Below are 19,586 nucleotides of genomic sequence, written 5' to 3'. Positions count from 1 at the left end.
GCCGGGGTATGAGGGGCGGAGCCCCCGCTAGATCCGGTCCAGCACCCGTGCCAGCAGCGCGCCCATCTGCGTCGCCGAGTCACGGCCTGCCTGGAGGACCTCCTCGTGGTTGAGGGGTTCGCCGCTCAGGCCCGCCGCGAGGTTCGTGACCAGGGAGATGCCCAGCACCTCGGCGCCCGCCTCACGGGCCGCGATGGCCTCCAGCACGGTGGACATGCCGACCAGGTCGCCGCCCATGACGCGGACCATGTTGATCTCGGCCGGGGTCTCGTAGTGCGGGCCGGGGAACTGCACGTACACGCCCTCTTCGAGCGTGGGGTCGATCTCCTTGCAGAGCGCGCGCAGACGCGGCGAGTACAGGTCGGTCAGATCGACGAAGTTCGCGCCCACGATCGGCGACGCGGCCGTCAGGTTGAGGTGGTCGCTGATGAGGACCGGCTGGCCGGGGCGCATGCCCTCGCGCAGCCCGCCGCAGCCGTTCGTCAGGATGACGGTCCCGCAGCCCGCGGAGACGGCCGTACGGACGCCGTGCGCGACCGCGGCGACACCGCGGCCCTCGTAGTAGTGCGTGCGGCCCAGGAAGACCAGGGCGCGCTTCTCGCCGATCCGGTACGAGCGGATCGTGCCGCCGTGGCCCTCGACCGCCGGGGCCGGGAAGCCGGGCAGTGCCGTGACCGGGAACTCGGCCTCCGGGACGCCGAGCGCATCGCCGGCGGGGGCCCAGCCGGAGCCCATCACGAGAGCGACGTCGTGGGTGTCGGCGCCGGTCAGCTCGCGCAGGCGGGCGGCGGCGTCCGCGGCGGCGGCGTGCGGGTCGCCCTGGATGTGGTCCGGAATAACAGATGCGTTCACGCGGACGAGGGTAACCGGTGATTCCCTACGCGCGTAGATGTGGCCGTGCAGAGTCTGGCCGGTCCTCTTCGTACGTTCGTACAGAAGCGGCTCGGGGCGGGGTTCAGCAGGGGCGCTTGCGGAGGTTCATCACGTAGTCGTGCGGTGCGCCGGCCGACTCGGCGGCGTCGGCCACCTCGCCCAGGTAGCGGGCCGAGGGCAGCCCGCCCTCGTAACCGTTCAGGACGTACATCCAGGCCGGCTCCTCGCCGTCCAGGGTGTGCACGCGGACCCGCATGCGCCGGTAGATGTCGAGGCCGACACCCTCCCAGCGGTCCATGGAGTCCTCGTCCATCGGGGCCAGGTCGTACAGCGCGACGAACACCTGGGAACGGGGTGCCTCCACCACCGTGGCCAGTGCGCCCTCCCAGCCCATCTGCTCGCCGCCGAACGTCAGCCGCCAACCGTTGAGCCAGCCCGTGCTGCGCAGCGGGGAGTGCGGTGCGCGGCGCGTCATCAGCCTCGCGTCGAGGTTGCCGGCGTAGGCGGCGTAGAGCGACATGGGGTCGAGGGTACGGGAGGTGCCGAGGAGCGTGCCGGTTCCGGAGTGGAAGACGCCCGGTCGGGGGCGGTGCGCCGCGCGCCGGAGGCCGTGGCCCGGCCAGGCCCGTTCCCGTATGGAGGGCCCCGGGGCGAAGCAGCTTGGCGCGTGCGGGACAATGAACTACGTACTGCATACGCCGGGGCGATCCCCCGGACCCCCGGCCGGGGCGGCAGACGGCCGTGGGATGACACCACGCGAGGCGGACTTTTCGTGACCCGGATCGTGATCATCGGCGGCGGCCCCGGCGGCTACGAGGCGGCACTGGTCGGCGCCCAGCTCGGCGCGGAGGTGACCGTCGTCGACTGCGACGGCCTCGGCGGCGCGTCGGTGCTCACCGACTGCGTGCCCTCCAAGACCCTGATCGCGACGGCCGAGGTGATGACCACCTTCGACTCCTCCTACGAGGAACTCGGCATCATCGTCGCCGACGACACGCCGCACATGGAGCAGGCCGCCCGGGTCGTCGGTGTCGACCTCGGCAAGGTCAACCGGCGGGTCAAGCGCCTCGCCCTCGCGCAGTCGCACGACATCACCGCCTCCGTCACCCGCGCGGGTGCCCGCGTCATGCGCGGCCGCGGCAGGCTGGACGGCCTCCAGGCCGCCGACGGCTCCCGCCAGGTCGTGGTGACGGCCGCGGACGGCACCGAGGAGCGGCTCACCGCCGACGCGGTGCTGATCGCGACCGGCGGCCACCCCCGTGAGATCCCGGACGCCCTGCCCGACGGCGAGCGCATCCTGAACTGGACCCAGGTCTACGACCTGGACGAGCTCCCCGAGGAGCTCATCGTGGTCGGTTCCGGTGTCACCGGCGCCGAGTTCGCCGGCGCCTACCAGGCTCTCGGTTCGCGCGTGACCCTGGTCTCCTCCCGCGACCGCGTGCTCCCGGGCGAGGACCCGGACGCCGCCGCCGTCCTGGAGGACGTCTTCCGCCGTCGCGGCATGAACGTCATGGCCCGCTCCCGCGCCCAGTCGGCCAAGCGCGTCGGTGACCGTGTCGAGGTCACGCTGGCCGACGGCCGGGTCATCTCCGGCACGCACTGCCTGATGGCGGTCGGCGCGATCCCCAACACCGCGGGCATGGGCCTGGAGGAGTCCGGGGTGCAGCTCAAGGACTCCGGGCACATCCGGACCGACCGGGTCTCGCGCACCAGCGCCCCCGGCGTGTACGCGGCCGGTGACGTCACCGGCGTGTTCGCCCTGGCCTCGGTCGCCGCGATGCAGGGCCGTATCGCGATGTACCACTTCCTCGGCGACGCGGTGGCACCGCTGAACCTGAAGACGGTCTCCGCGAACGTCTTCACCGACCCCGAGATCGCCACGGTCGGGTACAGCCAGGCGGACGTCGACTCCGGCAGGATCGACGCCCGTGTCGTGAAGCTGCCGCTGCTGCGCAACCCGCGCGCCAAGATGCAGGGCATCAGGGACGGCTTCGTCAAGATCTTCTGCCGCCCGGGCACCGGCATCGTGGTCGGCGGCTGTGTCGTCGCACCGAGGGCCAGTGAGCTGATCCACCCGATCTCGCTCGCGGTCGACAACAACCTGACGGTGGAGCAGATCGCCAACGCCTTCACGGTGTACCCGTCCCTGTCCGGCTCGATCGCCGAGGTGGCCCGGCAACTGCACACCCGCAAGAGCGCGGGCGAGGCGTAGCACCGGCCGCTCGCGGTCCTTCCGCCACCGGGGGCGCCGTCGGCACGTCGTCCGCGGTGATCCAGGGGTAGCGTCCTGGGCATGGACCTTCGTACCACCGTTGAGCGCGCTCAACGACTCAAGCAACTGCACGCCGAGTACAAGCCGCTCGTGCTTCCGACCGTATGGGACGTCTGGTCCGCACGGACGGCGGCCGACGCCGGGTTCCCGGCACTGACGGTCGGCAGCCATCCGCTCGCCGACTCCCGGGGGGCCGGCGACCACGAGGGGCAGACCTTCGAGGAGGTGCTCGCCGCCGTCAGGCCGATCATCGCGGCGGTCGGCGTCCCCGTGTCCGTGGACCTGGAGGCCGGGTACGGTCAGCAGCCCGCGGACCTCGTCGCCGGACTCGTCGAGGCCGGCGGCGTCGGCCTCAACATCGAGGACACCGTCCACTCGGAGGGCGGACGCGTGCGCAGCACGCAGGAGCACGCGAGCTACGTCGCCGGCCTGCGCGCGGCGGCCGACGACGCGGGGGTCCCGGTCTGGATCAACGGGCGCACCGACCTCTTCCTGCACGCGGAGGACGCCTCCGGCGTCCTGGACGAGGCGATCGAGCGGCTGCGGGCCCTGGAGCAGGCCGGCGCCGACAGCGTCTACCCGGTGACCATCCAGGACGACGACGACCTGCTCACCGCGGTGACCGGCGCCGTGGGCGTCCCCGTGAACTCCACGGCCCACCCCGTCAAGCACGATCTCGAGCGTTTCCGCCGCCTCGGCGTCGGCCGGATCACCTACGGCCCGCTGCTGCAGTTCGCGATGACGGACGCGATGAAGGACATGCTCCGCCCCTGGGCGCCCTGACAGCCGCGTCCGGATCGTCGGGAGGACCGGAGGATCCGGGCGGGAGACCTTGGGCAGGGGCCCCTATACCACCGGGGGTCCCTGCCTATGCACAACTTCTGTTATTCGGCGCAAACTGCTGAAAAGCAACCCACGGCCAGGTTACTGTCAGTTTCGTGTTCGCTGCAGAACGTCGTCAATTGATCCTCGAAATGGTGCGTGCCAACGGAGCGGTATCGCTCCGTGAGCTCGCCCGCGTCGTCCAGACCTCCGAAGTGACCGTACGGCGAGACGTGCGTGCGCTGGAGGCAGAAGGACTCCTCGACCGCCGGCACGGCGGTGCGGTCTTGCCGGGCGGTTTCACGCGGGAGTCCGGCTTTCCGCAGAAATCCCATCTCTCCACCGCGGAGAAGACGGCCATCGCCGACATGGCCGCCGGTCTGGTCGGTGAGGGCGAGGCCATCGTGGTCGGCGCCGGGACGACCACGCAGGAGCTGGCGCGCCGGCTCGCGCGGGTGCCCGGTCTCACCGTGGTCACCAACTCGCTGCTGGTCGCCCAGGCGTTGGCCCATGCCAACCGGGTGGAGGTGGTGATGACGGGCGGCACCCTGCGCGGGAGCAACTACGCGCTCGTCGGCAGCGGTGCCGAGCAGTCCCTCCAGGGACTGCGGGTGAGCCGGGCCTTCCTCTCCGGGAGCGGGCTGACCGCGGAGCGCGGACTGTCCACGTCCAACATGCTCTCGGCGAGCGTGGACCGGGCACTCGTGCAGGCGGCGGCCGAAGTGGTGGTCCTGGCGGACCACACGAAGCTCGGCTCCGACACCATGTTCCAGACGGTGCCAACGGAGCTGATCACCCGTCTGGTGACGGACGAGCCACAGGCCCACGACGAGCGTGCGGCCACGGAGCTGCAGGCCCTGGCCGACCAGGGCGTGGAGATCACGGTGGCGGGGCCCGGTGCCCGGTCCACGGCCGGTGAGGCCCTGCCGCCGGGACGGCAGCAGGCGCGGCAGGACATGCCGCTGCCGGGCCAGAGACGCACCCAGGGCGGCCACGGAGGGGCGGGAGGCATCGGTCCGCAGTTGCGGAGCGCGGCCGTGATGTCGGAGGGGCCGGTGGGCCGGGTCGCGGACATGCGGCGCCGGTAGCCGCGGAGGCGGGGCACCACAAGGTGCCCTCGCTCAGCCGCCCGGGGGAGGGTCGGCCGGGTCCGCCTTCAGGCCGCGCAGCGTCAGCCGCAGCAGGCGGTCAGCCAGGGCGGGATCGGCGGGGGACTGCTCCGCGGCCAGCGCGATCGCGTTGGTCAGCTGCAGGAGGTCGTCGATCGACACGTCCGCACGCACCGAGCCACTCGTCTGCGCTCGCGTCAACAACTGCGCCCCCGCCCGGCGCAGCGACATGTGGCATGCGGTCAGTTCCGAGGTCTCGTCCCCCGAGGCCGACATGAGCCCATGGGCCAGGCCGCGGTACTCACCCGCATGAGTGACGACCGCACCCAGCCATTCCACCAGCGCGGTACAGGGCTCGTTCGCCCGCGCCAGTTCGCGGGAGCGGTCCAGCAGCGCGCTCAGGGCCTCCTGGAACACCGCGTTCATCAGGGCTTGGCGGTTCGGGAAGTGCCGGTAGAGCGTGCCGATGCCGACGCCCGCCCGCCGCGCGATGTCCTCCAGCGAGGCATCGGTTCCCTGGGCGGCGAAGGACGTGCGTGCCTCGCTCAGCAGCCGGTCGTGGTTGCGGCGCGCGTCGGCGCGCATCGGCCGTGCCGGTGTCGGTGCCGTGCTCATCGCCTGTCCTCCTGGTGTCCGCGCCGCGTCCCAAGGATGCCACTGGGGGCCCGGCGGTCGCCGGGCCCCCAGTCGCAGAGAACGAGAACTCAGTCCTTGATCTCGCAGATCGCGGCGCCGGACGAGATCGACGTGCCGACCTCCGCCGACAGACCCTTCACCGTGCCCGAACGGTGGGCGTTGAGGGGCTGTTCCATCTTCATGGCCTCGAGGACGACGACGAGGTCGCCCTCCTTGACCTCCTGCCCCTCCTCGACGGCGATCTTGACGATCGTGCCCTGCATCGGGGAGGCGAGGGTGTCGCCGGTCGCGGCGGAGCCGGACTTCTTGGCCGCGCGGCGCTTGGGCTTCGCGCCCGCCGCGAGACCGGTACGGGCCAGGCTCATGCCGAGCGAGGACGGCAGCGACACCTCCAGGCGCTTCCCGCCGACCTCGACGACGACGGTCTCGCGGCCGGTCTCCTCGTCGGTGTCCTGGTCCGCGGGGACCGTGAAGGGCTTGATCTCGTTGACGAACTCCGTCTCGATCCACCGGGTGTGGACCCGGAACGGGTCGGCGGTGAACGCCGGGTCGGCCACGACCGCGCGGTGGAAGGGGATCGCGGTGGCCATGCCCTCGACGGTGAACTCGCCCAGCGCACGCGCCGCGCGCTGCAGCGCCTGCTCACGCGTCGCGCCGGTCACCACGAGCTTGGCGAGCAGCGAGTCCCAGGCGGGGCCGATGACGCTGCCGGTCTCGACGCCGGCGTCGAGGCGGACGCCGGGGCCGGTGGGCGGGGCGAACAGGGTGACGGTGCCGGGGGCGGGCAGGAAGCCGCGGCCCGGGTCCTCGCCGTTGATGCGGAACTCGAAGGAGTGCCCGCGCACCGCGGGGTCGCCGTAGCCGAGCTCCTCGCCGTCGGCGATGCGGAACATCTCGCGGACGAGGTCGAGGCCGGTGACCTCCTCGGTGACCGGGTGCTCGACCTGGAGGCGGGTGTTGACCTCGAGGAAGGAGATCGTGCCGTCCACACCGACGAGGAACTCGACGGTGCCGGCGCCGACGTAGCCGGCCTCCTTCAGGATCGCCTTGGAAGCCGCGTACAGCTGCGCGTTCTGCTCCTTGGACAGGAACGGCGCGGGGGCTTCCTCGACGAGCTTCTGGTGGCGGCGCTGGAGCGAGCAGTCACGGGTGGAGACGACGACGACGTTGCCGTGCGTGTCGGCCAGGCACTGGGTCTCCACGTGCCGCGGCTTGTCGAGGTAGCGCTCCACGAAGCACTCGCCCCGGCCGAACGCCGCGACGGCCTCACGGACCGCGGAGTCGTACAGCTCCGGGATCTCCTCCAGCGTGCGGGCGACCTTCAGACCGCGCCCGCCACCACCGAAGGCCGCCTTGATCGCGATCGGCAGACCGTTCTTCTGCGCGAACTCCACGACCTCCGCCGAACCCGACACCGGATCCGGTGTGCCGGCCACCAGCGGCGCACCCGCACGCTGGGCGATGTGACGCGCGGCGACCTTGTCACCCAGATCCCGGATCGCCTGCGGCGGCGGGCCGATCCACGTCAGACCCGCGTCCAGCACGGCCTGCGCGAACTCCGCGTTCTCCGAGAGGAAGCCGTAGCCCGGGTGGACCGCGTCCGCCCCGGAGTCCTTGGCGGCCTGGAGCACCTTGGCCATGTCCAGATAACTGGCGGCCGGGGTGTCACCGCCCAGAGCGAACGCCTCGTCGGCCGCGCGCACATGCAGAGCATCCCGGTCCGGATCGGCGTAGACGGCCACGCTCGCGATTCCGGCATCCCGGCAAGCCCGAGCAACACGGACAGCGATTTCGCCACGGTTGGCGATGAGCACCTTGCGCACGATGACTCCCTCCTTGAGAACAAGCTGAGTTTAGGGACTACCGACACGGCCGTACGACCCGTCCCCAATAGTGAACTTGCCCACACGGAGTGTGATCCGAGGCTTGCTCGAGTCGCGAAATCCCTTGTCGCACCACGGTACGCCGGGATCCTCAACGGCACAGTAGCCACGAAGTGTGGCCCAAGTCTCTGTCCGGACGGTCAACGGCGCGCGGCGTTTCTTTGTGGACTCCCTACGAACGGCCGATGGAATCTTTGCTTCGGGCGCGGCGGTGGCGCGGGGCGGGAGTGCTGCGTGCGTGACCCCTTGTCCGATGCATTACCGGTTAGTAGGGTCCGCGCTGTACCGGACGTACTACAGGTAACAAGGGGTGGGTGCCGTGGTGCGCAGACCAGTGGCCTTCGTGACCGCGATCGTTCTGTTCGTGGAAGCCGTGGGCATCGTGATCGTCAACGGCATCATGGCGACGGTCGCGGACAACCAGAGCATGTCCCTGGCGGGGATGGACCCGGACGCGATGGTCACCGGCACCTGGGTGATGGGGGGCGTCTCGGGCGTCCTGCTCGTGCTGTGCGGGCTGATACCGCTGCTGGCCGGGATACGCGACCGGGCCCCGGGCCGCTTCGGCCGGATCGCCCTCATCGCGTGCGCGGTCGTCCACGGGGTGCTGGGAGCGCTGGCGGTGGGGCTGATCGGCTGGGCCGCCTTCGCGTTCCTGATGGTCGTCCTGGCGCTGATCGTGCTGACCCTGGTCACGTTCGACCGGCGCGGGCCGGAAGCCGGGAAGGTCGGCGCCCCCAACGCTCCGGCGCCGGTGTGAGCCAGCGGCTCACACCCACAAGTCGGTGACGGAGAAACCGAGTTCGCCGAGCAGCCGGCGCAGCAGCGGCAGCGAGAGGCCGATGACGTTGCCGTGGCTGCCCTCGATCGCCTCGACGAACGGTGCCGAGCGGCCGTCCAGGGTGAAGGCGCCGGCGACGTGGAGCGGTTCACCCGAGGCGACGTAGGCCGCCACCTCGGCGTCCGTCGGCTCGCCGAACCTGACGACCGTGGACGCGGTCTCGGACGCCGTACGGCCGGTGGCCGTGTCGATGACGCTGTGCCCCGTCCGGAGGATGCCCGACCGGCCGCGCATGGACTTCCAGCGGGCGGTGGCCTCCTCGCTGTCGGCGGGCTTGCCGAGCGCCTCGCCGTCCAGCTCCAGCACCGAGTCGCAGCCGATGACCAGTGCGTCCGCGGCCTCGGGACGGGCCGCCACCGCGGCGGCCTTCGCCTCGGCCAGGACGAGTGCCAGCTCACCCGGGGTCGGGGCTTCGATCGCGTCCTCGTCCACACCGCTGACGATCACCTCGGGGGCGAAGCCCGCCTGACGCAGGAGACCGAGACGGGCGGGGGAGGCGGAGGCGAGCACGAGGCGGCGCTGATCAGTCATACCCGCCATCGTAGGCGCGCCCGGGAGCCTCAGCGGATGCCGAGGACGAACATCGCCACGACCATGGCCAGCGCCAGCAGCAGCCCCGCGCGACGCATCATGTCCTGGGCGTCGCGCAGTTCCTTCGGCGGCTTGTTCTCGGGGTCGGACCACAGCATGGTTTTGATGGTGCTCCCGGACACGGCTGCGGCGCCTGAGTACGCGTACTCAAGCGCCGCTCACCGGCCCCGGGTCAGGAGGGCCAGTAGGTCCGTGCCCACGACCGGGGCCCCGGCCGGAACGCGCCCCTGCGGGCGATCCGTCCCGGGTCCGACCACTGCTCGGGCGGCAGCGGGGCCCCGGACGGCACCGCGGCGACCGCCGCCGCACGTGCCTGGACCACGGCGAGGGCCGCGGCGAGCTCCTCCGGGGTCGGATTGCCCCGTACGACCTTGATCATGGTGGCTCCCGTGGTTAGAGGGGGATGTTGCCGTGCTTCTTCGGCGGCAGCGACTCACGCTTCGTACGGAGCTGGCGCAGGCCCTTCACCAGGTGCGCCCGGGTGTCGGACGGCATGATCACCGCGTCGACGTAGCCACGTTCGGCCGCGACGTAAGGGTTGAGCAGGGCGTCCTCGTAGCCGGTCATCAGCTTGGCGCGGGTGGCGTCGGGGTCCTCGGCCGCGGCGATGGTGCGGCGGTGCAGGATGTTCACCGCGCCCTGCGCGCCCATCACCGCGATCTGCGCGGTCGGCCAGGCCAGGTTCAGGTCCGCGCCCAGGTGCTTGGACCCCATGACGTCGTAGGCGCCGCCGAACGCCTTGCGGGTGATCACCGTGATCAGCGGGACGGTGGCCTCGGCGTACGCGTAGATGAGCTTGGCCCCGCGGCGGATGATTCCGCCGTACTCCTGGTCGACACCCGGCAGGAAGCCGGGCACGTCGACGAAGGTGAGGACCGGCACGTTGAACGCGTCGCAGGTACGGACGAAGCGCGCGGCCTTCTCGCTCGCGTCGATGTCCAGACAGCCGGCGAACTGCATCGGCTGGTTGGCGACGATGCCGACCGGATAGCCCTCGACGCGTCCGAAGCCGGTGATGATGTTCGGGGCGAACAGGGCCTGGGTCTCCAGGAACTCACCGTCGTCCAGCACGTGCTCGATGGCGGTGTGCATGTCGTACGGCTGGTTCGCCGAGTCCGGGATGAGGGTGTCGAGCTCGCGGTCCTCGTCGGTGGTCCCCAGGTCCGCCTCCTCCGGGAAGGCCGGCGCCTCGGAGAGGTTGTTCGACGGGAGGTAGGACAGCAGCGACTTGACGTACTCGATGGCGTCCTTCTCGTCACCCGCCATGTGGTGCGCCACACCTGACGTGGTGTTGTGCGTGCGGGCGCCGCCCAGCTCCTCGAAGCCGACGTCCTCGCCGGTGACCGTCTTGATGACGTCCGGGCCGGTGATGAACATGTGCGAGGTCTGGTCGACCATGACCGTGAAGTCGGTGATCGCGGGCGAGTAGACCGCGCCGCCCGCGCACGGCCCGACGATCAGGGAGATCTGCGGGACGACACCCGAGGCGTGGACGTTGCGGCGGAAGATCTCGGCGAACAGGCCGAGGGCGACCACACCCTCCTGGATGCGCGCGCCACCGCCGTCGTTGATGCCGATCACCGGGCAGCCGGTCTTCATCGCGAAGTCCATGACCTTGACGATCTTCTCGCCGTAGACCTCGCCGAGCGAGCCCCCGAAGATCGTGAAGTCCTGGGAGTACACGCAGACGGGACGGCCGTCGACCGTGCCGTAGCCGGTGACGACCCCGTCCCCGTAAGGGCGGTTCTTCTCGATGCCGAAATTGGTGGACCGGTGCCGTGCGAACTCGTCGAGCTCGACGAAGGAACCTTCGTCGAGCAGGAGCTCGACCCGCTCACGGGCGGTCAGCTTGCCCTTCGCGTGCTGCTTTTCGACGGCACGGGCGGAACCTGCGTGTGTGGCCTCTTCGATACGGCGCTGCAGGTCCGCGATCTTGCCCGCGGTGGTGTGGATGTCGCTCTGCGGCTCGGACATCGGGTGGCGGCTCCCTGCCTGGTCACGGGGACGGCTGGTACATCTGGTGCATCCGGTACGGGTGCTGGACCGATAGGTGCTCGACGGCTACCTGCTCGTCGGCGGGTGTTTGCTACTGACCCGTAGCGTATCGGCGGGGATACGGTTCGGCAGTGCGTCGTTGGCCACACCTAATGTGGGTTGCATGACACCTCCCGATGCGCCGCACAACCGCTGGTCGGACCTCGACAGGCCGCCCCTGAACGTCGCTGCGCTGCGCCGCGGACTGCTGAGGCCCGACGGACTGTGGACCTCGCTGGACGTCGTCGACGCGACCGGCTCCACCAACTCCGACCTCGCGGCACGGGCCACCGGGGGCGGGCTGGCCGAAGGCACGGTCCTCGTCGCCGAGGAGCAGACCGCGGGCCGGGGGCGGCTCGACCGGAGCTGGACGGCGCCGCCGCGTTCGGGCCTGTTCCTCTCCGTCTACCTGACCCCCGGGGGCGTGCCCGCCGAGCGGTGGGGGTGGCTGCCGCTGCTCGCCGGTGTCGCCGCCGCCACGGGCCTCGCGCAGTCGGCGGGCGTCGACATGGCGCTCAAATGGCCCAACGACCTGCTGGTGACGATCGGAGGCGCGGAACGCAAGACCGGCGGCATCCTCGCCGAGCGTGCCGGGGAGGGCGTCGTCATCGGCATAGGCCTCAACGTGTCGCTGCGCGCGGCCGAGCTCCCCGCCCCCCACGCGGGGTCCCTGGCGCTCGCCGGGGCCGTCTCCACCGACCGCGAGACCCTGCTCCGGGCCGTCCTGCGGTCACTCGAACAGTGGTACGGACAGTGGCGTGGGGCGAACGGGGACGCGGCGGAGAGCGGGCTCCAGGCGGCCTACGCGGCGGGCTGCGCCACCCTCGACCGGACGGTGCGGGCCGAACTGCCCGGCGACCGGTCCGTCGTCGGTGAGGCCGTCGCGATCGACGGCGACGGGCGGCTCGTGCTGGCCACGGGCGACGGGATCCAGGAGCCAGTGTCGGCCGGCGACATCGTCCACCTGCGCGGGGAGCAGGGAGGACTCACCTGACCCGCGTCCCGCACATACGGGTGATGTCATGCACGACGTATCCGGATCCGTGCCACCGTGGACGTGAGCCACGGCACACCTGCCGTATCGTTGAGGCGATCCAGCGACAGATCGGCAGGGCAGTGCGCAGGGAACGGGCAGGAGGCGGCCGGTGACCGTCGACGACACGAACTCCGACGACGGCGCGGAGCCCTCGTCGGGACCGTCCGTCCACTCGACACCGCATCACGAGGTCGACCACACGGCCGAGCCGACCGACGACCCGCTCGCCATCCGGCTGGAGTCCCTGATCCTGGGGGCCGACCGCCGCTACACGCCGTTCCAGGCCGCCAGGACCGCCGGGGTCTCCATGGACCTGGCGTCCCGGTTCTGGCGGGCCATGGGCTTCGCGGACATCGGGCAGGCCAAGGCGCTCACCGAGGCCGACGTCCTGGCGCTGCGCCGGCTGGCCGGTCTCGTGGAGGCGGGGCTGCTCAGCGAGCCGATGGCGATCCAGGTCGCCCGGTCGACCGGGCAGACGACCGCCCGGCTCGCCGAGTGGCAGATCGACTCCTTCCTGGAGGGCCTGACCGAGCCCCCCGAGCCCGGCATGACCCGGACCGAGGTCACCTATCCGCTGATCGAACTGCTCCTGCCCGAGCTTCAGGAGTTCCTGGTCTACGTGTGGCGACGCCAGCTCGCCGCCGCCACGGGCCGGGTCGTGCAGGCGGCGGACGACGAGGAGATGGTCGACCGCCGGCTCGCCGTGGGCTTCGCCGACCTGGTCGGCTTCACCCGGCTGACCAGACGTCTGGAGGAGGAGGAGCTCGGCGAACTGGTCGAGGCCTTCGAGACCACCTCGGCGGACCTTGTCGCCGCGCACGGCGGACGGCTCATCAAGACCCTGGGTGACGAGGTCCTCTTCGCCGCGGACGACGCGGGCACGGCCGGCGAGATAGCGCTCCGGCTGGTCGAGGCCATGTCCCAGGACACGACGATGCCCGCGCTGCGGGTCGGCATCGCGTTCGGCACGGTCACGACACGCATGGGCGACGTGTTCGGCACGACGGTGAACCTGGCCAGCCGGCTCACGTCGATAGCGCCGAAGGACGCCGTGCTGGTCGACGGAGCCTTCGCCGCGGAGCTGATCAGGCACGGAGACGCCCCCGCCTCCGAGGCGGAGGAGACCGCGGCGGCCGCCGAGCGGGCCAGACTCGCGGAGAAGGAGGGCCGCCGCCCGGACGAGGAGCCACCGCTGCCCGCGTACCGCTTCGGGCTGCAGCCGATGTGGCAGCGGCCGGTGCGGGGGCTGGGCGTGGTCGAGCCGTGGCTGCTGGCCAGGCGGGGCAAGCCGTCGTCCTGACCCGTGCGGGCGCGGGTGGAGTGCGCCCGCGGCGGACCGGCCCGCCGTGCCCCCGCCTAGGATCCCGGTAACGCTCGTCAACCGGAGGGGTGCAGTCATGGGTGTCACGTCCGAGCAGAGGTTCGGGGAGTTCGTCGTCGTGCGCCGTCACGAGGGCCAGGAGCACGTGGCCGAGCTCGTGCTCGACCGCCCGAAGGCGATGAACGCCGTGAGCACCGCGATGGCGGTCTCCGTCGCCGAGGCATGCGCCGCACTCGGGGCCGATCAGGGGGTGCGGGCGACCGTCCTCACCTCCAGCCACGAGCGGGCCTTCTGCGTGGGCGCGGACCTCAAGGAGCGGAACTCCTTCACCGACGCCGAGCTCGTGCGGCAGCGGCCCACGGCGAGGGCGGCGTACACCGGTGTCCTGGAGCTGCCCATGCCGGTCGTCGCCGCCGTGCACGGCTACGCCCTCGGCGGCGGCTTCGAGCTCGCGCTGGCCTGCGACGTGATCGTGGCCGACCGTACGGCCGTGGTCGGCCTGCCCGAGGTGTCCGTCGGCGTCGTCCCCGGCGGCGGAGGTACGCAGCTGCTGCCCCGCCGGGTCGGCGCGGCGCGCGCCGCCGAGCTGGTCTTCAGCGCACGCCGGGTGGAGGCGGCCGAGGCGCGGGACCTGGGACTGGTCGACGAGCTGGTCGAAGCGGGCCGGGACCGCGAGGAGGCGCTGGCACTCGGCGCCCGTATCGCGGCGAACTCGCCGGTGGGGCTCCGGGCCGCCAAGCGGGCGCTGCGCCTGGGGCAGGGGCTGGACCTGCGGGCCGGTCTCGAGGTGGAGGACGCCGCCTGGCGGTCCGTGGCCTTCTCCGGCGACCGGGCCGAGGGTGTCGCCGCGTTCAACGAGAAGCGGAAGCCCAACTGGCCCGGCGAGTGAGCCGGGGAAGCTTCTGAAGATCATCAGCGCTGCCAACTGATCAAATCATCACGAACCTACCTAAGCTGGTGCGATGGGTGGTGATGATGCGCGGCTGCGCGCCGTGGTTGCGCTGGCACAGACGATGGCGGCGGCCTACACCCCGCGTGAGTCCTGGCACGCCGCGGCGGTGGGGGCGTGCGAGGCGCTCGGAGGCAGCTTCGCCGCCCTCTCCGTGTGGGAGCGGGACCGGGGCCGGCTGCGCGTGCTGGTCAACGCGGGGGAGCGGGCCGAGGGGGAGGACGAGTTCCCCGAGTGCGAGGCCTACCCGGTGCACCAGTTCCCGGAGATCACCGAGTTCCTGCACGAGCGGTGGGCGGGTGGCGGTGAGCCCGACGCCTGGGTGGAGACCGCGGACGGCGCTCCGGCCGCCGGTGCGCCGGCCCGGGGCGCCCGTCCCTACTGCCACCAGCGCGTCGCCGCGCTGCGCCGGCGTGGCCGGGGCTGCTGCGTGGTGGCGCCGATCGTGCTGCACGGCCGCGCCTGGGGAGAGCTGTACGTCGCCCGGCCGGCCGGGGCTCCGGTGTTCGACCGCGACGACGCGGACTTCGCGACCGTCCTGGCCGCCGTCGTCGCGGCCGGCATCGCGCAGACCGAGCGGCTGGAGGAGGTCCGCAAGCTTGCCTTCACGGACCCGCTGACCGGCCTCGCGAACCGCAGGGCCGTCGATCTCCGGCTCGACGAGGCGGTGGACCTGCACCGCACCGAGGGTGCCGTGGTCAGCCTGGTCGTGTGCGATCTGAACGGCCTCAAGGCGGTCAACGACACGCACGGCCACGCGGTCGGCGACCGGCTGCTGGAACGTTTCGGCTCGGTGCTCTCCCTCTGCGGCGCGATGCTCCCCGGCGCCCTGTCCGCACGCCTGGGCGGCGACGAGTTCTGCCTGCTGACCCTGGGGCCCCCGGCGGACGAAGTGGTCCGGGTGTCCGAGGAGCTCTGCGCGCGCGCCGTCTCCCTGGAGCTCGGTGACGGGGTCGCCTGCGGGGTGGCCTCCACGGGCGACGACATCGGCCCGGTCCGGTCGTCGCGCAGGCTCTTCCGGCTGGCGGACGCCGCGCAGTACCAGGCGAAGGCCGCGCACTCCAGGAGGCCCGTGGTCGCGGGGCGCGACGGTGACGTGATCCGGCTCGCCGACTCCCCGCCCCGATCCCCCCACGACCGCCGCAGGCTGCGGGGCAATCCGCCCGGCGGCGACCGGTAAGGGGTCAACCACGTGACCACTGGTGACATGTTGGGTTTCAGTCCGTAGGGTTCTGAATATGGATATGCAAACAGTCGTGGTGGGGACGTCCGGTACCACCGCCGAGGACGTCATCGCCGTGGCCCGCCAGGGCGCCCGGGTCGAGCTCTCCGCAGCCGCCGTGGAGGCCCTCGCCGCCGCACGGGAGATCGTCGACGCCCTCGCCGCGAAGCCCGAGCCGGTCTACGGCGTCTCCACCGGCTTCGGCGCACTCGCCGCCCGGCACATCAGCCCCGGTCTCCGGGCGCAGCTGCAGCGCAACATCGTCCGCTCGCACGCGGCGGGCATGGGCCCCCACGTCGAGCGCGAGGTCGTCCGCGCGCTGATGTTCCTGCGGCTGAAGACGCTCGCCTCCGGCCACACCGGCGTACGCCCCGAGGTCGCGCAGACCATGGCCGACGTGCTCAACGCGGGCATCACCCCCGTCGTCCACGAATACGGATCGCTCGGCTGTTCCGGCGACCTCGCCCCGCTCTCGCACTGCGCCCTGACGCTGATGGGCGAGGGGGAGGCCGAGGGCCCCGACGGCACCGTGCGGCCGGCCGGAGAGCTCCTCGCCGAGCACGGCATCACGCCCGTCGAACTGCGCGAGAAGGAGGGCCTCGCCCTCCTCAACGGCACCGACGGCATGCTGGGCATGCTCGTGATGGCACTCGCGGACCTGAAGAACCTCTACACCGGCGCGGACATCACCGCCGCGCTCTCCCTGGAGGCACTCCTCGGCACGGACCGGGTCCTCGCCCCGGAACTGCACGCCATCCGCCCGCACCCCGGCCAGGGCGTCTCCGCAGGCAACATGCTGCGGGTGCTCGACGGGTCCGGCCTCACCGGCCACCACCAGGACGTCGCCCCCCGCGTCCAGGACGCCTACTCCGTGCGCTGCGCACCCCAGGTCAACGGCGCCGGGCGCGACACCCTCGCCCACGGGCGGCTCGTCGCGGACCGCGAGCTGGCCTCCGCGGTCGACAACCCCGTCGTCCTGCCCGGGGAGGGGCGGGTGGAGTCCAACGGCAACTTCCACGGCGCCCCCGTCGCGTACGTCCTCGACTTCCTGGCGATCGTCGCCGCCGACCTCGGGTCCATCACCGAGCGCCGTACGGACCGCCTGCTGGACAAGAACCGCTCGCACGGGCTGCCGCCGTTCCTCGCCGACGACGCCGGCGTCGACTCGGGGCTGATGATCGCCCAGTACACGCAGGCCGCCCTGGTCAGCGAGCTGAAGCGGCTCGCGGTCCCGGCCTCCGTCGACTCGATCCCGTCCTCCGCGATGCAGGAGGACCACGTCTCCATGGGCTGGTCGGCCGCGCGCAAGCTCCGTACCGCCGTCACCGGCCTGGCGCGGATCGTGGCCGTCGAGCTGTACGCCGCCACGCGCGCCGTGGAGCTGCGCGTCGCCGAGGGTCTGACCCCCGCGCCCGCCACGCTGGCAGTCGTCGAGGCGCTGCGGGCCGCCGGTGTCCAGGGGCCCGGGCCCGACCGTTTCCTCGCGCCGGACCTGGCCGCGGCCGAGGCGTTCGTACGCGAGGGGAAGCTCGTCGATGCCGCGGAAGCGGTGACCGGCCCGCTGGCCTGACCCGTACGCACGAGGGCTGCCGCACCCCGTGGGATGCGGCAGCCCTCGCGTACCTCAGAAGCCGGTGCCCTGTGTGCCGCCCCGGCGCACCGAGTACGCGACGAACCCCGCGCCGACGCACAGGGAGAGCGTGCCGCCGATCAGGTAGGGAGTCGTGTCGACGCCCGCCCCTGTGTCGGCCAGCCTGTCACCGGCGGTGAACTCCCCGGTGACGGACGCCTGTCGGACCTCGGTGGGGGGAACGGCGGACGAGCCGGTGGAACCGCTCCGCGTCTCTGCTCCGCCGGTCGCGTTGGCGGAGGGTACGAACCAGAGAGCACAGAGCAGGGTGCCTGCCGCCGTGGTGGTCAGCAGCGTGCGACGAGCCATGGACACAGAATCGATCCCCTTGCGACAACCATCAGTTAGCCCTGCGGGCCGATGCTAAGCAAAGCAGCGGGTCGGTGGAAAGCCACAGGTCCGGGGAGCCTTACGCTCCGGCGTATGAGCACTTCGGAGACACCCTCATTTGTTCGGCTTCGCGTGGAGATGGTGCTGGAGATCAGCGACGCGGACGCCCTGACCGGCACGGCACTGGAGAGCATCGCCGCCGATTTCACCGCCCCCGGCGCATCCGCCGACGAGTCCCCCGAGGAACGCACGCATGCCGAGGAGACCGTCAGGGAAGACGCAGCGGAGGCCCTCGCCTCGCTGATCGACCCGTTCGACCTGGTCAGCCAGGTGCCCGGTGTCGAGCTCGCACAGGCCTCCTGGAGCAGCGAGACGATCGACTACGACCCCGACGCCGAGGACTGGGCCGCCGGAGACGACGGGGACCAGGAGTACTACGGGATCGAGGACAATGAGACCGACGACGAAGAAGGCGGCGGGCACACGGAACGCTGACGCCCGGAAGGCACTCCTCAGTGGTGGCGGGAACCGCCGCGGCCCCGGGCGCGTCGATGAGTGGTGTTCCCCACATCCTCGGCGGATGTGGAACGGAAGACCCGGTCGCGGTGTTCTTGGAACATTGACGGGGAATCGCCGTCGGGCGACCCTGTCCGGGGATCTTGGGGAATCGGCAACGATGGAGAAGCGTGTGATGACGGACAGCAATCGGCGCAGGGGCCTCATGGCCGCGTCCGCACTGCTCGGCGGCGTGCTGGTGCTTTCTGCCTGCAGCGACGACGGCGGTACGAACACGGGCTCGAGCGCCGACAGCTCGAAGACGTCACAGTCGCAGGTGGACGAGGCGGCCGCCAAGGACGCCTCCGAGGCGCAGATAACGATCGCGCCGAAGAACGGCGCGACCAACGCGAGCATCAACAACGCCGCGATCGTCACCGTCGCCAAGGGCAAGCTGACCGAGGTCACCATGACCACGGCCGAGGGCGACGCGGTCGAGGGCACCCTCGCGTCGGACGGCTCCAGCTGGAAGCCCAGCGGCCAGCTCGAACGCTCGACCACGTACAAGATCAGCGCCACGGCGGCCGACTCCAAGGACCGTCAGGCGCACGCCAACAGCTCCTTCACCACGGTCTCGCCCGAGAACAGCTTCATCGGGAACTTCACCCCCGAGGACGGCTCCACCGTCGGCGTCGGCATGCCGGTCTCGATCAACTTCAACAAGGCGATCACCAACCGGAAGGCCGTCCAGGACGGCATCAAGGTGACGTCCAGCAGCGGCCAGGAGGTCGTCGGGCACTGGTTCAACAACCAGCGTCTGGACCTGCGCCCCGAGGACTACTGGCAGGGCGGCTCCACCGTCACCCTGAAGCTGTCCCTGGACGGCGTCGAGGGCGCCGACGGCGTCGTCGGTGTCCAGCAGAAGACGGTGACCTTCAAGGTCGGCCGCAACCAGGTCTCCACCGTGGACGCCAAGGCGCACACGATGACGATCACCCGGGACGGCAAGACGGTCAAGACCATCCCGATCTCCGCCGGATCCTCCGACAACCCGACGTACAACGGCCAGATGGTGATCTCCGAGAAGTTCAAGGAGACCCGCATGGACGGTTCGACCGTCGGCTTCACCGACGACGACGGCAAGGGTGAGTACGACATCAAGGACGTGCCGCACGCCATGCGGCTGTCCACGTCGGGCACCTTCATCCACGGCAACTACTGGGGCGCGAAGTCGATCTTCGGCAGCGCGAACACCAGTCACGGCTGTGTCGGCCTGTCCGACACGAAGGGCGCCGGCGACGCCAACACACCGGCCGCCTGGCTGTACGACAACTCCCTGATCGGCGACCTGGTCATCGTCAAGAACAGCCCTGACAAGACCATCGCCCCCGACAACGGTCTCAACGGCTGGAACATGAGCTGGTCGGAGTGGACGGCGGGCTCCGCCGCCTGATCCCGAGGCCCCTTTTCCCCGCACGAAGGCGGCGGTATCCGGACGATCCGGGTGCCGCCGTCTTCGGCGTATGCGGGCCGCAGGTGTTC

Annotated in this window: 20 protein-coding genes; 11 read left to right on the top strand and 9 right to left on the bottom strand. The window is 71.3% G+C overall.

Annotated features, from left to right (window positions below; translation table 11 throughout):
* Positions 1-27 precede the first annotated feature (27 nt).
* Entirely contained in the window at positions 28-852 is an 825-nt protein-coding gene (locus P8A20_RS13395) for a purine-nucleoside phosphorylase (protein ID WP_147959217.1), read from the bottom strand.
* 103 nt (positions 853-955) lie between these two features.
* Complete coding sequence (locus P8A20_RS13390) at positions 956-1,393, bottom strand: gamma-glutamylcyclotransferase family protein (protein ID WP_147959218.1); 438 nt, start codon at positions 1,391-1,393, stop codon at positions 956-958.
* 252 nt (positions 1,394-1,645) lie between these two features.
* On the opposite strand from P8A20_RS13390, the gene P8A20_RS13385 reads away from it, so the two are divergent.
* The 3 genes from P8A20_RS13385 to P8A20_RS13375 all read left to right on the top strand — a co-directional run bounded on the left by P8A20_RS13385 (position 1,646) and on the right by P8A20_RS13375 (position 5,055).
* Entirely contained in the window at positions 1,646-3,085 is a 1,440-nt protein-coding gene (locus tag P8A20_RS13385; protein ID WP_147959219.1) for an NAD(P)H-quinone dehydrogenase, read from the top strand.
* 81 nt (positions 3,086-3,166) lie between these two features.
* Positions 3,167-3,928, top strand: coding sequence for an isocitrate lyase/PEP mutase family protein (locus P8A20_RS13380; protein ID WP_147959220.1), 762 nt, complete (start codon positions 3,167-3,169; stop codon positions 3,926-3,928).
* 155 nt (positions 3,929-4,083) lie between these two features.
* Positions 4,084-5,055, top strand: coding sequence for a DeoR/GlpR family DNA-binding transcription regulator (locus tag P8A20_RS13375; protein WP_147959221.1), 972 nt, complete (start codon positions 4,084-4,086; stop codon positions 5,053-5,055).
* Positions 5,056-5,088: 33 nt separating this feature from the next.
* Here the strand turns inward: P8A20_RS13375 and P8A20_RS13370 are convergent, their stop codons facing one another.
* Both P8A20_RS13370 and P8A20_RS13365 read right to left on the bottom strand, forming a co-directional pair.
* Entirely contained in the window at positions 5,089-5,691 is a 603-nt protein-coding gene (locus P8A20_RS13370; RefSeq protein WP_147959222.1) for a TetR/AcrR family transcriptional regulator, read from the bottom strand.
* Positions 5,692-5,780: 89 nt separating this feature from the next.
* The gene (locus P8A20_RS13365; RefSeq protein WP_306103570.1) at positions 5,781-7,535 is read right to left on the bottom strand and encodes an acetyl/propionyl/methylcrotonyl-CoA carboxylase subunit alpha; all 1,755 of its coding nucleotides are present in this window, start codon (positions 7,533-7,535) and stop codon (positions 5,781-5,783) included.
* 379 nt (positions 7,536-7,914) lie between these two features.
* Between P8A20_RS13365 and P8A20_RS13360 the strand changes: the two genes are divergently transcribed.
* Entirely contained in the window at positions 7,915-8,355 is a 441-nt protein-coding gene (locus P8A20_RS13360) for a hypothetical protein (protein ID WP_187282130.1), read from the top strand.
* A gap of 9 nt (positions 8,356-8,364) precedes the next feature.
* On the opposite strand, the gene P8A20_RS13355 is transcribed toward P8A20_RS13360, so the two are convergent.
* The 4 genes from P8A20_RS13355 to P8A20_RS13340 all read right to left on the bottom strand — a co-directional run bounded on the left by P8A20_RS13355 (position 8,365) and on the right by P8A20_RS13340 (position 11,001).
* Positions 8,365-8,976 (bottom strand): nucleoside triphosphate pyrophosphatase, encoded by a 612-nt coding sequence (locus tag P8A20_RS13355; RefSeq protein ID WP_187282131.1) that lies wholly within the window; start codon positions 8,974-8,976, stop codon positions 8,365-8,367.
* Between the two features lie 20 nt (positions 8,977-8,996).
* Entirely contained in the window at positions 8,997-9,125 is a 129-nt protein-coding gene (gene mmpB, locus P8A20_RS13350) for a morphogenic membrane protein MmpB (RefSeq protein WP_014047983.1), read from the bottom strand.
* Positions 9,126-9,199: 74 nt separating this feature from the next.
* Positions 9,200-9,406 (bottom strand): acyl-CoA carboxylase subunit epsilon, encoded by a 207-nt coding sequence (locus P8A20_RS13345; RefSeq protein WP_147959225.1) that lies wholly within the window; start codon positions 9,404-9,406, stop codon positions 9,200-9,202.
* A gap of 14 nt (positions 9,407-9,420) precedes the next feature.
* Positions 9,421-11,001, bottom strand: coding sequence for an acyl-CoA carboxylase subunit beta (locus tag P8A20_RS13340; protein ID WP_306103569.1), 1,581 nt, complete (start codon positions 10,999-11,001; stop codon positions 9,421-9,423).
* Positions 11,002-11,185: 184 nt separating this feature from the next.
* Here P8A20_RS13340 and P8A20_RS13335 point away from each other — a divergent pair, with 184 nt between their 5' ends.
* From P8A20_RS13335 to hutH, 5 genes are all read left to right on the top strand, one after another.
* The gene (locus P8A20_RS13335; RefSeq protein ID WP_147959227.1) at positions 11,186-12,055 is read left to right on the top strand and encodes a biotin--[acetyl-CoA-carboxylase] ligase; all 870 of its coding nucleotides are present in this window, start codon (positions 11,186-11,188) and stop codon (positions 12,053-12,055) included.
* A 151-nt stretch (positions 12,056-12,206) separates the two neighbouring features.
* The gene (locus P8A20_RS13330; protein WP_147959228.1) at positions 12,207-13,397 is read left to right on the top strand and encodes an adenylate/guanylate cyclase domain-containing protein; all 1,191 of its coding nucleotides are present in this window, start codon (positions 12,207-12,209) and stop codon (positions 13,395-13,397) included.
* 97 nt (positions 13,398-13,494) lie between these two features.
* Complete coding sequence (locus tag P8A20_RS13325; protein WP_147959229.1) at positions 13,495-14,307, top strand: enoyl-CoA hydratase/isomerase family protein; 813 nt, start codon at positions 13,495-13,497, stop codon at positions 14,305-14,307.
* 73 nt (positions 14,308-14,380) lie between these two features.
* Positions 14,381-15,547, top strand: a complete 1,167-nt coding sequence (locus tag P8A20_RS13320) for a GGDEF domain-containing protein (protein ID WP_147959230.1) — start codon at positions 14,381-14,383, stop codon at positions 15,545-15,547.
* A gap of 64 nt (positions 15,548-15,611) precedes the next feature.
* Positions 15,612-17,159 (top strand): histidine ammonia-lyase, encoded by a 1,548-nt coding sequence (gene hutH / locus P8A20_RS13315; protein ID WP_147960416.1) that lies wholly within the window; start codon positions 15,612-15,614, stop codon positions 17,157-17,159.
* Positions 17,160-17,213: 54 nt separating this feature from the next.
* On the opposite strand, the gene P8A20_RS13310 is transcribed toward hutH, so the two are convergent.
* Positions 17,214-17,534, bottom strand: a complete 321-nt coding sequence (locus tag P8A20_RS13310) for a hypothetical protein (RefSeq protein WP_147959231.1) — start codon at positions 17,532-17,534, stop codon at positions 17,214-17,216.
* A 108-nt stretch (positions 17,535-17,642) separates the two neighbouring features.
* Here P8A20_RS13310 and P8A20_RS13305 point away from each other — a divergent pair, with 108 nt between their 5' ends.
* Together P8A20_RS13305 and P8A20_RS13300 are read left to right on the top strand one after the other, a co-directional pair.
* Entirely contained in the window at positions 17,643-18,044 is a 402-nt protein-coding gene (locus tag P8A20_RS13305; protein WP_147959232.1) for a hypothetical protein, read from the top strand.
* A gap of 181 nt (positions 18,045-18,225) precedes the next feature.
* Positions 18,226-19,497, top strand: a complete 1,272-nt coding sequence (locus tag P8A20_RS13300; RefSeq protein ID WP_147959233.1) for a L,D-transpeptidase — start codon at positions 18,226-18,228, stop codon at positions 19,495-19,497.
* The last annotated feature ends 89 nt before the right edge of the window (positions 19,498-19,586 follow it).

The organism is Streptomyces sp. Alt3 (assembly GCF_030719215.1).
GTDB classification, from domain to species: Bacteria; Actinomycetota; Actinomycetes; order Streptomycetales; family Streptomycetaceae; genus Streptomyces; species Streptomyces glycanivorans.
This window is presented reverse-complemented; position numbering and strand designations above follow the sequence as displayed.